The sequence below is a fragment of the Anabaena sp. EIM26 genome (assembly GCF_057568715.1).
The window spans coordinates 3,177,124-3,195,457 of record NZ_CM172472.1 but is presented as its reverse complement, the minus strand read 5'-3'; the positions used below and the strand labels follow the sequence as shown (position 1 = coordinate 3,195,457).

The window sequence follows — 18,334 nt, the reverse complement described above, 5'->3', positions numbered from 1 at the left end:
TCTGAACTATTCAAAAAGAAATAGCTCTATCTTGGAGCAGAGGTGAATCCTTATTTGAATTTGATTAGCAGTCAGATTGATTAGTTTACAGTGTGTAAAAAATTATGTCGCAACCTCAAGTAAAAATCACAGTTACCCCTGCTGGCGGCCCACAGAATACACCTAGCTATAAGGATATAGTATCAATTACTGGTGTTGGCACTGATAATACTTATACTTATTTCAACCAACTGGGTGTTATTGATGCTTGGTGTCTTGACAGTGCTACTCCCATTGACGCTAATGCCACCTATACAGCTAATGTCTATTCCAGCTATGAACTAGCTCCATTGGCAACATTAGGAACGCCTGCGAGGATAGGCAACCTGTATAATTTAGATTTGGTGAACTGGATTATTAACCAAAACTTTACGACTAATCCTCAATATAACTATGGTGAAATTCAGGCAGCCATTTGGACCTTACTGGGGGACACCTATAATGCCAGCGGTTCGGATTTAACAAAAAACGGGTCTGTAGTTGCCAGTGATGTTACATCTATCGTCAATCTGGCTAAGGCAAACGGTGAAAACTTTGTTCCCGACACCAATCAATTTATTGGAGTCATTTTTGACCCGTTTGTAGTTAATAGTAATGGCTCGGTGACACCTAAACAACCACTGATGGGTCAAGTCAGAGCAGCAAAACTGGGCGACTTGGTATGGAACGACCTCAACGCCAATGGCATCCAAGATTCTGGGGAATCAGGAATTGCAGGAGTCACCGTCAATTTGGCACGGGACAGCAATAGCAATGGAATCATCGAAAGTAATGAAATTTTAGCAACCACCACTACTGGTGCAGGTGGTTTATATGAATTCAGAGGGTTGACCCCAGGTTTAAGCTATCAGGTACAATTCGCTACTCCAACTGGCTTTGATGCGGTAAGTCCGAGGCAACAGGGAGGCAATCAGACGACAGATTCCGACGGTTTAGTGTCCAATGTGGTCATTTTAAACCCTGGAGAATTCAACCAAACCATTGATGCTGGTTTCTATAAGTATGCCTCACTGGGAGACTTTGTATTCAACGATGGCAACAACAATGGCATCCAAGATACAGGTGAAGCAGGAGTTGGTGGAGTCACAGTCGAGTTAATCAACCCCGCAAATGGTAATGTCATTGCTACAACCACAACCGATGAGACTGGTGCTTATACCTTCACAGGCTTAACCCCTGGAAACTACCAAGTTAAATTCACATCACCAACAGGTTATGTCTTCAGCACAGCGAATGTGGGAGATGACACCAAAGATAGCGATGCCAACACCAGCACAGGCTTGACTCAAACAGTCACCCTGACAAGTGGAGAATTCAATGGCACATTAGACGCAGGTTTAGTCCAACTAGCCAGCTTGGGAGACAAAGTTTTTCATGATCTAGATGCAGATGGCATTCAAGATGCAGGGGAACAAGGCATTGCTAACGCTAGTGTCAAGCTGTTGGATGCAGCAGGTAATATCATTGCTACCACTACTACAGACGGTGATGGTTTGTATTCCTTCACAAACCTGCAACCAGGGGATTACAAAGTCCAGTTTGTTCAACCTGATGGCTTTAACGGCGTAAGTCTCGCTAATGTTGGTGGTGATGATAGCATTGATAGCGATGGACTCATCTCCGATGTCGTCAACCTGTCTCCTGGAGAAAATGACACCACAGTTGATTCAGGCTTCTACAAAACAGCTTCACTGGGAGACTTCGTATTTAACGATGGTAACAACAACGGCATTCAAGATACAGATGAAGCAGGAGTTGGTGGAGTCACAGTCGAGTTAATCAACCCTGTGGATGGCAGTGTCATCGCTACAACCACCACAGATGATAATGGTGCTTACACCTTCACAGGCTTAACCCCTGGAAACTACCAAGTTCAATTCACATCACCAACAGGTTATGTCTTCAGCACAGCGAACCAAGGTGGAGACGATACTGTAGATTCTGATGCCAACACCAGTACAGGCTTGACTCAAACAGTCACCCTGACAAGTGGAGAATTCAATGGCACCTTAGACGCAGGTTTAGTTCAACTAGCCAGCTTGGGTGATTTTGTCTTTGAAGATAGCAACGCCAACGGCATTCAAGATGCATGGGAACAAGGCATTGCTGAGGCTAGTGTCAACCTGTTGGATACAGCAGGTAATGTCATTGCTACCACTACTACAGACGGTGACGGACTCTACTCATTTACAAACCTGCAACCAGGAGACTACAAAGTCCAGTTTGTCCAACCCACTGGTTTTAACGGTGTAAGTCCTAGCAACGTTGGTGGTGATGATAGCGTTGATAGCGATGGACTCATCTCCGATGTCGTCAACCTGTCTCCTGGAGAAAACGACACCACAGTTGATGCAGGCTTCTACAAAACAGCTTCACTGGGAGACTTCGTATTCAACGATGGTAACAATAACGGCATCCAAGATGCAGGTGAAGCAGGAGTTGGTGGAGTCACAGTCGAGTTAATTAACCCCGCAGATGGCAGTGTCATTGCCAGCGTCATCACCGATGATAATGGTGCTTACACCTTCACAGGCTTAACCCCCGGAGACTACCAAGTTCAATTCACATCACCAACAGGTTATGTCTTCAGCACAGCTTACCAAGGTGGAGACGATACTGTAGATTCTGATGCCAACACCAGCACAGGCTTGACTCAAACAGTCACCCTGAGCAGTGGAGAATACAACGGCACATTAGATGCAGGTTTAGTCCAACTAGCCAGCTTGGGAGACAAAGTTTTCCATGATCTAGATGCAGATGGCATTCAAGATGCAGGGGAACAAGGCATTGCTAACGCTAGTGTCAACCTGTTAGATACAGCAGGTAATATCATTGCTACCACTACTACAGACGGTGATGGCTTGTATTCCTTCACAAACCTGCAACCAGGGGATTACAAAGTCCAGTTTGTTCAACCTGATGGCTTTAACGGCGTAAGTCTCGCTAATGTTGGTGGTGATGATAGCATTGATAGCGATGGACTCATCTCCGATGTCGTCAACCTGTCTCCTGGAGAAAATGACACCACAGTTGATTCAGGCTTCTACAAAACAGCTTCATTAGGAGACTTCGTATTCAACGATGGTAACAACAACGGCATCCAAGATACAGATGAAGCAGGAGTTGGTGGAGTCACAGTCGAGTTAATCAACCCTGTGGATGGCAGTGTCATCGCTACAACCACCACAGATGATAATGGTGCTTACACCTTCACAGGCTTAACCCCTGGAGACTATCAAGTCAAATTTATACCTCTAACAGGCTACAGTTTCACCGCAGCCAACCAAGGTGGAAATGATGCTGTTGATAGTGATGCCAACCCCAGCACAGGCTTGACTCAAACAGTCACCCTGACAAGTGGAGAATTCAACGGCACATTAGACGCAGGTTTGGTACAACTAGCCAGCTTGGGAGACAAAGTTTTTCATGATCTAGATGCAGATGGCATTCAAGATGCAGGGGAACAAGGCATTGCTAACGCTAGTGTCAAGCTGTTGGATGCAGCAGGTAATGTCATTGCTACCACCACTACAGACGGTGATGGTTTGTATTCCTTCACAAACCTGCAACCAGGGGATTACAAAGTCCAGTTTGTCCAACCCACTGGTTTTAACGGTGTAAGTCCTAGCAATGTTGGTGGTGATGATAGCGTTGATAGTGATGCGGCTGGTAACTTAACCACTGGAGTTGTGAACCTGTCTCCTGGAGAAAATGACACCACAGTTGATGCAGGCTTCTACAAGACAGCTTCATTAGGAAATTTTGTATTCAACGATGTCAACAACAACGGCATTCAAGAGGCATCTGAAGCAGGAGTAGCAGGTGTAACTGTTACTCTGACTGGTGGGGGAGCAGATGGACTGATTAGTACCACTGCGGACAACATTACTATCACCACAACTACTAATGCTAGTGGCAATTACAACTTCTCTGGACTAACACCTGGTCAAGAATATCAAGTTGGATTCTCTAATTTGCCTGCGGGATATCAGTTTACTCAAGCTAATGCAGGTACTGATGATGCGTTAGATTCCGATGCTAATACCAGCACTGGCAAAACCCAGATTGTCACTCTTGCTTCTGGTGAAAATAACACCACTTTAGATGCAGGGATTTATCAAAATGCCGGTGACTTGTCGATTACCAAAACTAACGGTTTGACGACAGTAAGCCCCGGACAGCAGATAACTTACACCATTGTGGCTCAAAACAATGGTCTGATAACTGCTACCAATGCCCTGGTGAGCGATATCATACCCGCCAATCTGACCAATGTTACTTGGACAAGCGTGGCAACTGGGGGAGCGACTGACAATCAAACCACTGGTACAGGCAACATTAACGATTTTGTTACCCTGACAGCAGGTAGTAGCATTACTTATACAGTGACAGGTACGGTAGCTACTAATGCTTTGACTCCGGTCTACAACACGCCTACCACCATCAACTTGACCAGTAACTTTAGCAGTGCGCTCAATGGTACGGCTGGCAACATCCGTAATTTCTCTGCTAATGGTATTTCTGTCAATGCCAGTGCTTTTAGTAGCACCAGTACAGGAACTTGGAATACAGCCTATCTAGGTCTTTACGGTAGCTACGGTTTAGGGATAACAGATGGCAGTGAAAATGGTAGTAATGGCACTCACCACATTGATAATGATGGTCGCAACAACTACGTTCTGCTGGAATTTTCTGAGTCAGTGGTGATTGACAAGGCGGCATTATCTTATGTGGTTGGAGATAGTGATATCTCTGTATGGATTGGCAACTTCAACAATCCTTATACCAATCACCTGACTTTAAATAGTTCGGTTCTGAGTAGCTTCGGTTTTACTGAAATCAACTTAGGTGGTAGTAGCGATCGCACTGCGGATATCAATGCAAGTAACTTTGTAGGTAACGCTGTGATCATCGCTGCTAAAGTTGGCGACACGAACGATGAGTTTAAGCTCAAGTCTCTGAATATTCTCAAAGCAACGACTCCAACCACTGCCTCTCTTGTTAACACTGCCACTATCAACGCTCCGAATGGTTTCACAGACACCAACTCCAACAACAACAGTGCTACCGATACTGACACGATTGTCGCTGCTTCTACTGTGAAGATAGGCGATCGCGTTTGGTACGATACTAATGCTAATGGTATCCAAGAGATAGGTGAAGCTGGCGTTGCAGGTGTAGCTGTTAATCTCTTTAACCAAGCAGGTACTCAAGTCGGGACAACCACCACCGATACCAATGGTTTCTATCAATTCACTGCTAACACCAATAGCACCTACAGCGTTCAATTCGTCCAACCCACTGGCTTCAATGGATTCACCACCGCCAATGTAGGTAACGATGGGGCTGATAGTGATGTTGTCAATGCCAACGGCACAACGGCTCAATTCGCTGTCGGCACAACTGATAACCTCACCATTGATGCTGGACTAATCAAAAATATCGGCGACTTGTCGATTACCAAAACCGACGGTTTGACGACAGTCACTGCCGGACAGCAGCTAACCTACACCATCGTTGTCAGCAACACTGGTTTCATCACCGCTACCAACGCCCTAGTTACCGATGTAATCCCCGCTCTACTGACAAACGTCACTTGGACTAGCGTAGCCAGTGGAGGCGCTACGGGCAACCAAACCAGTGGTACAGGCAGCATCAACGATTATGTAAACCTGACAGGTGGTAGTAGCATCACTTACACAGTTAACGGTACAGTAGCTGCCAACGCTGTATCCTCTAGCCTCACTTATACAGACACCACCTTTGACTTCAATGGCAATAGTTCGTCTGATGGCACAGATGGAAATACTCGAACCTTCATGAAGGACGGCATTACCGTTACAGCAAGTGCCTTTAGCCGTGTAGATGGCACAAATGGAGCTTGGAGTAAGGCTTATCTGGGTAGCTATACTGGTGGTTTAGGTGTTACCGATAGCAGCGAAAGCACTAGTTATCATCGCGTTGATAACGGCGGTGGCAGAGATAACTACATCCTATTCCAATTCTCTGAAGCAGTTGCTGTTGATAGCGCTTACCTGCAATACGTCGTTACTGACAGTGATACATCTGTCTGGATTGGTAACTTTAACAATACCATCACGACTTTAAGCGACTCTGTTCTCAATAGCTTTGGGTTCACCGAAGTTAACTTAGGTAGTGGCAGCGATCGCTGGGCAGATATCAATGCCAATAAGATCCTGGGTAACACTCTAGTTATCGCCGCTAAAACAGATGATACAAACGATAACTTCAAGATTCGCTATTTAGATATTCAGAAACCTGTCGCACCAGCAACCGTTTTTCTGACTAACACTGCCACAGTAACGGCTCCTAATGGTTTCACCGACACCAACACCAGCAACAACAGCGCTACCGATACCGACACTGTAACTGCTGCACCAACTGTCCCATCAGCCCCTGGTGTGCGTACTCCCGGATTCTGGGCAAATTGCGACTGGCAGAAGTTCTGGGATGGTATTCAAGGCAATGAACCATCACAAAAAACACAATCCAATTTCGCCGACAGCGATCTTCTATTCGCGCCTTATACCAACTCCGCACAAGCTGGAAAAGTTCTTGATCCAGTTAAAGGACAGTATGATATAGGACTCCTCATCGGTGACTACAACCGGAATGGCAAAACTGACGCAGGTGAAGATACTCTCTTCTACACCCGCGCTCAAGCACTCCAGATGGTTGATGCCTCAGCACACCCCAACTCAGATAAGCGTTACGATCTTGGTCGTTCCTTGGTTGCTGGTTGGTTGAATTATCTCGCTGGCAACCCCATTGATACCGTCAACACATCTGATAAAGATGCTAGATACTACATCAGCGAAGGCATCAATTGGTTGCAAGCCATAACTCCAGACGAAAATGGCGATAAGAAAGGTGATGGTGCAATTTATCAAATGACTGGTAGCAGTGTCAGTAGCCCATCGGCTAATACTTACTGGAGTTATGGTATTTCCAGCGCCTCCAGCTTACCAAGTCCCTACAACACCAACACCAACGTTCTCTATCCCTTAGAGGCTGGTAGTGTAATTAATACTGCACTGGATAATTACAACAACGGTTTAGGTCTTGCAGACAATGTTTACTACGGAGGAAACTAATAAATCGCTATAGAATCAGGACTTACGCAAAACAGAATGGAAGTAGGGGTAATTCATGAATTACCCCTACCCAAGAATCAGGTTTTGAGTCCAATCTTGCGTAAGTCCTAAGAATACCAAATCTTGGCGATAATGCTTCCTGCTTGAACTAGACAATCCCCTGCTAAACTAAATTTTTGGCAGGGGATTGCCATGCTAATCATCTCTGTTATGGGCAATTAAAAAAATCTGCCCAAAGTATTAATTTAGTCAAAAATTTAGATTAATTATGAAGAATATAAAAGATACCTCTCTAGAGTCCTATGCAAATCCTGAAAAATTCTGGCGTAGTTTTTTGCGCGGTTTCATAGCCCCTGTTACATTACCTGCGCTGACACCTTCCTCTTCATCACACCTATCCCATGCAACCCAAGAAATCCACCTATCAGGTAGTAAAACTTCGGATTTAACTACTTTTTCCCAAAACAATAAATTAAGCCTTTATACTCTCATTCAAGCGGCAGTAGCTTTACTTTTGAGTCACTATACTAGAGAAACAGATATTCTGTTTGGTGCAACCACCGAAAATCCTGACTTCAACATTGTACCTGTGCGAGTTTCCGTTGCATCTGATGCTTCAGTTTTATCATGGTTGATAGAACTACAAGGACAATGGTCTACTTTGACAGACTATGAATATATTCCCCTAGAACAAATTCGACACTATAGTGAAATTCCCCCAGAATTACCATTATTTGAGATTCTGGTAATATTTGGAAATTATAAAAAATTAGAATATTTTCAAAAGGTTCAATATCCTCTGATTTTGTCTGTTGATGCAGAGTCAGATGTATTACTTAAAATTGATTATGATCAAAATAAGTTTGCCGATGATGCCATAAACAGAATGTTAGGACATCTGGAAACTCTATTAACAAATATAATTAATTTTCCTGAAAAATTCCTTGCTGATATTCCTATACTTACAGAAAGGGAAAAACATCAATTATTAATTGAGTGGAATCAGACTGAGGTAGAATATCCCCAAGATAAATGCATACATCTGTTGTTTGAGGAACAAGTAGAGAAAACACCTGATGCCGTTGCAGTGGTGTTTGAAAATGAACAACTTACTTATCGAGAACTTAATCAACGTGCAAATCAATTAGCAAATTATTTGCAAAAATTAGGAGTCAATGCCGATAAATTAGTAGGATTGTGTTTAGAACCATCTTTAGCTAGAATTATTGGGTTATTAGGAATTTTCAAAGCTGGGGGTGTTTATTTACCGCTAGATCCGGTTTATCCTCAAGAACGTCTCAGATTTATGATCGAGGATTCGCAGGTTTCCATTCTTTTAACTCAAAAATATTTAGCTGCTAAGTTATCAGAAAATTCGCCGCAAGTTGTGATTGTAGATGCAGATTGGGAGAAGATTGCCACAGAATCTACAAATAATCTACAAAGTTGTGTAACTGGGGAAAATGGGGCTTATGTTATTTATACATCTGGTTCAACAGGAACACCCAAGGGGGTTTTAACTTCCCATCAAGCGATCGCACATCACTCTCAGAATATCATTGCACATTATCAACTCAATTCGATCGATGGTGAACCTTCCACCTCTAGTGATCGCATTTTACAATTTGCATCTTTGAGTTTCGATGTTTCTTTAGAGCAAATTCTACCAACTTTAGCAGTTGGAGCAACCTTAATCTTAATTAATACAAAATTATTAACTATCGGGGAATTTAATCAAAAATTACTTGATTATGGTTTAACAGTTGTTAATATCCCTCCAGCTTATTTCACTCAATGGTTACTATTTTTAACAGAAAATGCTTTTACTAATGTTCCTAATCAACTCAGATTAGTTATTTGTGGTGGTGAAGCATTACCAGTAGAAAGTTTGAAAATCTGGCAAAATAGTCCACTCAAGAGAATACGTTTAATCAATGCTTATGGACCAACTGAAACAACCATAACAGCAATCACTTTTTCAATTACCGAAGAAAATACACCAATAGAATCTTACACAAATATTCCTATTGGTCGTCCATTACCGAACCGCAAGGTATATATTCTTGATCAACAAAAAAATCCCGTTCCTATAGGTGTAGCAGGAGAGTTATATATTGGTGGAAAAGGGTTAGCACAGGGTTATTTAAACCGACCAGAATTAACAGAAGATAAATTCATTTCCCATCCTTTTAAGGATATCTCTTTAAGAGAATATTCGCTAACAAAATTGTATAAAACTGGGGATTTAGCTCGTTATTTACCTAATGGAGATATTGAGTACCTTGGACGAATTGACAACCAAGTAAAAATAAGAGGATTCAGGATTGAATTAGGAGAAATAGAAGCAGTATTAAACCAACATCCAGATTTGAGGGAAGCTAAAGTTATTACTAGAGAAGATATTCCTGGGGATAAAAGATTAGTTGCTTATATTATTTCTAAATCAAACCAAAACTCTCCATCAGAAATATCTCATCAACTACGTGAGTACCTCAAACAGAAGTTACCTGATTACATGATTCCTTCTGCCTTTGTAGTGTTAGAGTTTTTCCCCTTAACTACTAATGGTAAAATAGACCATCGCGCTCTTCCTGCTCCCGATTTTGCAGATTCTGGAAGTAATTATGTTGCACCTCGCACACCCACAGAAGAAATTATCGCTAATATTTGGAGTCAGGTACTCAAAGTAGAAAAAATTGGCATTGATGATAACTTCTTTGAATTAGGAGGACACTCATTACTAGCCACACAAGTTATATCCAGAATTAGACAAACATTTAACCAAGAAATACCACTACGCTTACTATTTGAATATCCCAGCATTGCCCAATTATCCTCACAAATTGGCAACAATAATAGTCTACCAATACCACAAATTAAACCAAGAAAACAACAAGAAAATCTACCACTTTCCTTTGCTCAACAGCGGCTTTGGTTTCTAGACCAATTAGAACCTAACAGCACTGCTTATCATATGTCCTATAGATTGCGGCTTCAGGGTACACTCAATATCAGTGCATTAGAGCAAAGCTTGTCCGAGATTTTACAACGTCATGAAATTCTGCACACAAATTTTATTTCTATAGAAGGACAACCAATTCAGGTAATTAGTGACAATATTTATTTAAATTTACCTATCATTGATTTACAGTTTCTGCCTGATGAACAACGACCAGCAGAAGCTGAAAGAATAGCTAACCAAGAAGCACAGCAACCTTTTAATTTAGCTGAAGATTCTCTATTTCGTGTCCAATTATTGTGCGTCAATCAAACAGAACATTGGTTGTTATTTAACATTCATCATATTATTTTCGACGGTTGGTCTTTTGGTATCTTATTTACAGAACTAAAAGCACTTTATACAGCTTATGCTGAAGGTGTCACCTCTGCATTACCACAACTACCAATTCAGTATGCAGACTTTACATTGTGGCAAAGACAGTGGCTTTCTGGAGAAGTATTAGAATCACAGTTAAATTACTGGGAAAGACAATTAGGGGGAATTTTACCCATATTAGAATTACCAACAGACCGTCCTCGTCCCAGAATAAAAACCTACGCAGGAGCCACAAAAACCTTCATTTTATCCCCAGAATTAACAGCCAATATTAAATCCCTTTCACAAAAAGAGGGTGTAACTTTATTCATGACCCTAGTCACAGCATTTAAAATATTACTTTGTCGCTACAGTGGTCAAGAAGAGGTGATAGTAGGAACTCCCATTGCAGGACGTAACCGCACAGAAATTGAGGGATTGATGGGCTTTTTTGTGAATACTTTGGCTTTACGGACTGATGTAAGTGATAATCCTATTTTTCGAGAATTATTAGGTCAAGTCAGGCAGGTATGTTTAGACGCATACACTAATCAAGATGTCCCCTTTGAGCAGTTAGTTGAGGTACTACAACCAGAAAGAGATTTAAGTCATACTCCGATATTTCAGGTGATGTTTGTTTTGCAGAATGCACCAATAGGAGAATTAGAATTACCAAATTTAAATTTAACAGCTTTAGAACCACCAAGACAAACTGCTAAATTTGACCTCACTCTGTCAATGGAGGAAAACAATGAACAATTAATAGGTGAGTGGGAATATAATACGGATTTATTTGATAGTTCAACGATTGAAAGAATGATAGATCATTTCCAGATGTTATTGTCTGGGATATTGGCTGCTCCTACTCAATGTATTTGGGAATTGCCTTTAATCACAGAACCAGAAAGACATCAGTTATTAGTTGAATGGAATAAAACTGAGGTAAATTATCCTCAAGATAAATGTATTCATCAATTGTTTGAAGAACAAGTAGAGAGAACACCTGATGCCGTTGCGGTGGTGTTAGAAAATGTACAACTTACTTATCGAGAACTTAATGAGCGTGCTAATCAATTAGCGCATTATCTGCAAACATTGGGAGTGAAAGCAGAGGTTTTAGTAGGCATTTTTGTAGAACGCTCACTAGAGATGATTGTGGGCATATTAGGGATTTTGAAAGCAGGTGGAGCTTATCTGCCACTTGATTTTACATATCCTCAAGAGCGTATTTCCCGCATACTTGATAATGCTCAAGTAGCTGTGTTATTGACCCAAAAACATCTAATTACAAGGCTTCCACAACACCAATTAGAGATGATTTGCTTAGATACTGACTGGCTTTTGATCTCGCAAGCAATAGAATCAAATCCTGTCTGTGAAATTCAACCTGAAAACTTGGCTTATGTAATCTACACTTCAGGTTCCACAGGGGAGCCAAAAGGAGTAATGATTCAGCATTCCTCCGTTGTAAATCTTGCTAATGGACTACATCAAGCTATCAATTCTGATCACCAGAATTCTCCATTGCGAGTCAGTTTGAATGGGTCTTTAACTTTTGACACTTCTGTTAAACAAATTATTCAACTGATATATGGTCATAGTCTGAACATAGTTCCAGAAAAGGTGCGATTTGATGGAAATGCTATGTTGTCCTACTTGCAGCAGCAAAAAATAGATGTGTTGGACTGCACTCCATCGCATCTGGGACTGTTGATTGCAGCAGGATTGCTGGAAAGTGATGCTGCTCCTCAATATGTACTCGTAGGGGGAGAACCGATTGATGAATCTATGTGGACAACTTTAGCACAGACTCAAAATATTAATTTTTATAATGTTTACGGCCCTACAGAATGCACTGTAGATACTACGGTGTGTTTGATCAAAATAGCTAAGATCAAGCCAGTTATTGGTCGTCCTATAGCTAATGTCAAAACCTACATCTTAGATGAATATCTGCACCCAGTTCCCATCAATATACCAGGGGAATTGCACATTGGGGGTGCGGGATTGGCAAGAGGCTATGTCAATGCCAAAGAGTTAACACAAAAGAAATTCATCCCTAACCCTTTTGATCAAGCAGCAGGGAGTAGATTGTATAAAACTGGGGATTTAGCTCGTTATTTACCTAATGGAGATATTGAGTACCTTGGACGAATTGACAACCAAGTAAAAATAAGAGGATTCAGGATTGAATTAGGAGAAATAGAAGCAGTATTAAACCAACATCTAGATTTGAGGGAAGCTAAAGTTATTACTAGAGAAGATATTCCTGGGGATAAAAGATTAGTTGCTTATATTATTTCTAAATCAAACCAAAACTCTCCATCAGAAATATCTCATCAACTACGTGAGTACCTCAAACAGAAGTTACCTGATTACATGATTCCTTCTGCCTTTGTAGTGTTAGAGTTTTTCCTCTTAACTACTAATGGTAAAATAGACCATCGCGCTCTTCCTGCTCCCGATTTTGCAGATTCTGGAAGTAATTATGTTGCACCTCGCACACCCACAGAAGAAATTATCGCTAATATTTGGAGTCAGGTACTCAAAGTAGAAAAAATTGGCATTGATGATAACTTCTTTGAATTAGGAGGACACTCATTACTAGCCACACAAGTTATATCCAGAATTAGACAAACATTTAACCAAGAAATACCACTACGCTTACTATTTGAATATCCCAGCATTGCCCAATTATCCTCACAAATTGGCAACAATAATAGTCTACCAATACCACAGATTAAACCAAGAAAACAACAAGAAAATCTACCACTTTCCTTTGCTCAACAGCGGCTTTGGTTTCTAGACCAATTAGAACCTAACAGCACTGCTTATCATATGTCCTATAGGTTGCGGCTTCAGGGTACACTCAATATCAGTGCATTAGAGCAAAGCTTGTCCGAGATTTTACAACGTCATGAAATTCTGCACACAAATTTTATTTCTATAGAAGGACAACCAATTCAGGTAATTAGTGACAATATTTATTTAAATTTACCTATCATTGATTTACAGTTTCTGCCTGATGAACAACGACCAGCAGAAGCTGAAAGAATAGCTAACCAAGAAGCACAGCAACCTTTTAATTTAGCTGAAGATTCTCTATTTCGTGTCCAATTATTGTGCGTCAATCAAACAGAACATTGGTTGTTATTTAACATTCATCATATTATTTTTGATGGTTGGTCTAATGATGTATTTCAAAAGGAGATAGCAGCACTTTATCAAGCATTTTCTAGAGGGAATACCTCACCATTATCACCACTTACTATCCAATATGCTGACTTTTCTCTGTGGCAGCGTCACTGGGTTACAGGTGAAATTTTAGAGTCTCAACTTGCTTACTGGAAACAACAATTAGGTGGGAATTTACCTGTATTAGAATTGCCTACAGATTATCCCCGTCCGAAAATACAAACTTATCAAGGAGCAACTCATTCTCTGATTTTATCTTCAGAATTAACTGCAAGTATCAAATTATTTTCACAAACAGAGAATGTAACTTTGTTCATGACTTTACTGGCAGCATTCAAGATATTACTTTGTCGCTATACTGGGCAAAATGATGTAATTGTGGGAACTCCTATTGCGGGACGCAACCGCAGAGAAATTGAAGATTTAATTGGTTTTTTTGTCAATACTTTGGCTTTGCGGACTGATTTGAGTGGCAATCCTAGTTTTCGAGAATTACTAAATCGTGTGCGGCAAGTTACTTTAGATGCTTATGCTCACCAAGATTTACCTTTTGAAAAGTTAGTCGAGGAACTTCAACCTCAAAGACATTTAAGCCATACTCCGATATTTCAAGTTTGGTTTAACATGATCAATTTGAATACAGATGCTCTCGAACTCAATGATTTAAAAATTGAGCCTATAACGATTATTGAAACTGCTTCTAAGTTTGATTTGAATCTTTATATAGAAGAAAAAAATTATGAGATTCATCTGCAATTTGTTTATAATAAAATTCTCTTCAATGCAGATACAATTCAATGGATGACAACACATTTGCAGCGATTGTTGTTAGAAATTTCTGCTCATCCAGAAAGACCTATTTCGACATTTTCTTTTATAACTGAAAGGGAAGGTTACGAATTATTTCATCTCCGTAATTATCATTATCCCATTAATTCTTTTATTGAATTTACAAAACCAGAAATTGAACAATCTATCCCTGCACGCTTTGAAGAACAAGTTAAAAGATATCCAGATAATATTGCTATCAAAACCAAAAATTATCAATGGACTTATCAAGAATTAAATCACCAAGTCAATAGAATTGCTAAAATTATTCTAGCAGAAAGTTTAAATACACAGGCTAATATTGCTCTATTATTTGACCATGATGCACCAATGATAGCGGCAATTTTGGGAGTTCTCAAAGCGGGTAAAACTTATGTTCCTCTTGACCCTAAATATCCTCAAGATAGGATTATCTATATTTTAGAAGATTCTCTTGCTCAAGTGGTTTTAACTAATCACAAAAATTTGGTTGATGCTCAAGAATTAATTCAAGAAAAAATACCCATTATTAATGTTGATGAAATTAATATTAGTGGTTCTGATATAGAAATTAATCAAGCAATATCACCAGATACTCTTGCTTATATTCTGTATACTTCTGGTTCGACAGGAAAGCCGAAAGGGGTAATCCAAAATCACCGAAATGTTTTACATTTCATCAGAAACTATACAAATAATCTCCATATTTCACAAAATGATAAATTAAGTTTATTTGCATCTTATAGTTTTGATGCAGCGGTGATAGATATATTCTCTGCTCTTTTGAATGGTGCTACTCTCTACCCCTTTGATATCAAAGCAGAAGGTTTAGCTCATTTATCCACATGGTTAGAGGTAGAAAAAATCACTATTTATCATTCGATTCCCACTGTTTATAGAAGTTTTATGCAGATTTTATCTGAAAAACAATCAAGAGCAAAAACACAGCTTTCTCAAGTGCGTTTAGTAGTGTTGGGAGGAGAACAGGTTGTTAAAAGTGATGTGGAGTTGTATCAAAAGTACTTTGATGATGAATGTATTTTTGTGAATGGTCTTGGTTCTACAGAATCTTCTTTTAATCTTCAATATTTAATTGATAAAAATACCCAAATTACTCAGCAGTATGTTCCTGTCGGTTATGCTTTTGAGGATACCGAAATTCTTTTGCTTGATGATGAGGGTAAACCAACTGATATTTATGGAGAAATTGCGATTAGAAGTTCTCATATTGCACTGGGTTATTGGCAGAAGCCAGAATTAACAAAAGCTGTGTTTTTAGATGATCCTCAAGGAAATAAGAGAATTTATCGCACGGGAGATTTAGGTCGATTAAGAGTTAATGGTACGATAGAATGTTTGGGTAGGAAGGATTTTCAAGTAAAAATTCGTGGTTTTCGGATTGAATTAGGGGAAATTGAAGCTGTTTTAAATCAACATTCCTATGTGAAGGAAACTGTTGTGGTTGCTAGAGAAGATATGCCTGGAGAAAAGCGATTAGTTGCTTACATTATTCCTAGCACAAATATTGATGCATTAATTTATGATCAATCTTCAATTATCAAAGAAATAAAACATTACCTGCAAGAGCAGTTACCTGATAATATGGTTCCTGCGGCTTTTGTCATGCTTGATATGATGCCTTTAACTCCTAATGGAAAAATTAATCGTCTTGCACTTCCTGCTCCCGATTGGACAAGGTTAGTAGCAGAAAATTATGTAACTCCATCTGATAATTTAGAACTACAACTCACAAAGGTTTGGGAGAATGTTTTAGGTGTCCGTCCTATTGGGTTAAATGATAACTTTTTCGATGTGGGGGGACATTCATTACTAGCTGTAAAACTATTTGCACAAATTGAAAAGATATTTGGTAAAAATATTGCGCTGACTACTCTTTTTCAAGCTCCGACAGTGAAACAATTAGCTAATGTGCTGCGAGATGAAGGATATTCTAGTTCTTGGTCTTCGTTAGTTCCGATTCAACCTCATGGTTCCAAACGACCATTTTTTTATATTCATACTATTTACGGAGGTTTGATATACAGTCTGAATTTGTTATCTAAGCTGGATGCAGATCAACCAGTTTATGGCTTACAAGCACAGGGTTTAGATGGTAAAAATCCTTATCATACTTGTATTAAGGATATGGCATCTCATTATATTAAAGAAATACAAACTGTTCAACCGCATGGCCCTTATATATTGGGTGGGTGGTGTGCTGGAGGAATGATAGCTTATGAGATAGGGCAACAACTTTATGCACAAGGGGAGACTGTTGAATTATTAACTATTTTTGATGCTTATCCTCCCAAAATGATACCGCCATGTGATCAAGTTGTGAATTTTGTATCTATCAGAAAAACAAACTCTCGTATTTCTGAATCTATATTGTATTTAATGGATATGATCAAGCGTAATCGCAACTATTTTGCTAATTTGACACTTCAACAGCAAATTATGGCGATTTGGGGAAATATTAATCGACGGATTGAGGATAAAATTAAGGAAATTGTCTATCAATTTTATGTGCAGAGGAATCTGCCTTTACCGCATGGATTCCGGCATTTAGTAGTTAGAGATGCGATCGCACAAGCTTACAAAAATTATTGTCCCACGGTTTATCCAGGTCAAGTGATATTTTTTAGAGCGGTTGACCAATCTCAAGAATATGCTCGTTATCTCAAAAGGTGGGAAGAATTAGCTGCTGGTGGCTTAGAAATTCATGATATTCCTGGTAATCACGATAGTATCATGGCTGAACCTCATGTTTCGGTTTTGGCTGAAAAATTAAGGCGCTGTTTACATACTTAAGCAGTGAACTGGTAGAGTAAAAACATAGCAAAATATAAACTCGCCAGATTTCACCGCAAAACATGGGCAGTATTTGGGAACTCGATTTTTACTCCCGTCCGATTTTGGACGAAAATCAAAAAAAAGTTTGGGAAGTCTTAGTTTGCGAAAGCCCCTCGGATGTCCGCACGAAAACAGATTCTTTATTTCGCTATGCTCAATATTGCCCTAGTACCCAGGTAAATTCGGGTTGGTTGCGGACTGCATTACAGGAAGCTATTGAGAAAGCGGGGGAAGCACCAATCAAAATTCGCTTTTTCCGCCGCCAAATGAATAATATGATTACTAAAGCTTGTGAAGGTGTGGGTATTCCCGCTATATCTAGCCGCCGCACTTTGTTTCTGAATCAATGGCTACAGGAGCGCATGGAGGAAGTTTATCCCCAGGAACCAGGGTACCAAGGGGTCGCAAATCCGTCAGTACGTTTAGATAAACCTTTACCCCAACGTTTACCTGATGCTTTGGAAGGAAAACAGTGGGCATTTGTGACTTTAGATGCGGGGGATTTTGCAGAAATGCCAGAGTGGGAAATCGGCTTTGGTGAAGCTTTCCCCCTAGAATTGGCGAAATTGTCACCAGAAGCTCGGATTCCAGGAATTTTGATTTTTTCACCAAGAGCTTTACCCTTAGCTGGTTGGATGTCTGGTTTGGAAATGGCTTACTTGCATTTTGACACCAAGCAAGGAGATAGATTGATTTTGGAAACCGGTGCAACTGAAAGCTGGATTGTTGCAAATATCAAAACTCCTCAACTTCTAGCTGAGGCTCAAGGTTTTGCACAAGCGAAGGACAAAGCTAATGGAGTTCATTTTATTGGTGTGCAGTCAGATCCCCAAGCTCAGTCTTTTGCTGGGTTTTGGCTGTTACAAGAGGTGAATTTATAGCAGGTGACAGGTGACAGGTGACAGGTGACAGGTAACAGGTAACAGAGAAGAAGCAGGGGATGAGGGGGATGGAGGAGATGGGGCTAGGAACTGAGAATAACAACTAACAACTTACCAATCACCAATCA

General features: G+C 40.1%; 3 protein-coding genes. All 3 read left to right on the top strand.

What is annotated here, in order from left to right:
- The first annotated feature begins 104 nt into the window (after nt 1–104).
- The 3 genes from AC012T_RS13900 (at nt 105) to AC012T_RS13890 (ending at nt 18,206) form a co-directional block, all read left to right on the top strand.
- The gene (locus AC012T_RS13900; protein WP_487059171.1) at nt 105–7,154 is read left to right on the top strand and encodes an SdrD B-like domain-containing protein; all 7,050 of its coding nucleotides are present in this window, start codon (nt 105–107) and stop codon (nt 7,152–7,154) included.
- A gap of 268 nt (nt 7,155–7,422) precedes the next feature.
- Complete coding sequence (locus AC012T_RS13895) at nt 7,423–17,283, top strand: non-ribosomal peptide synthetase (RefSeq protein ID WP_487059169.1); 9,861 nt, start codon at nt 7,423–7,425, stop codon at nt 17,281–17,283.
- Between the two features lie 62 nt (nt 17,284–17,345).
- Nucleotides 17,346–18,206, top strand: coding sequence for a Tab2 family RNA-binding protein (locus AC012T_RS13890; RefSeq protein ID WP_487059167.1), 861 nt, complete (start codon nt 17,346–17,348; stop codon nt 18,204–18,206).
- Nucleotides 18,207–18,334 lie beyond the last annotated feature (128 nt).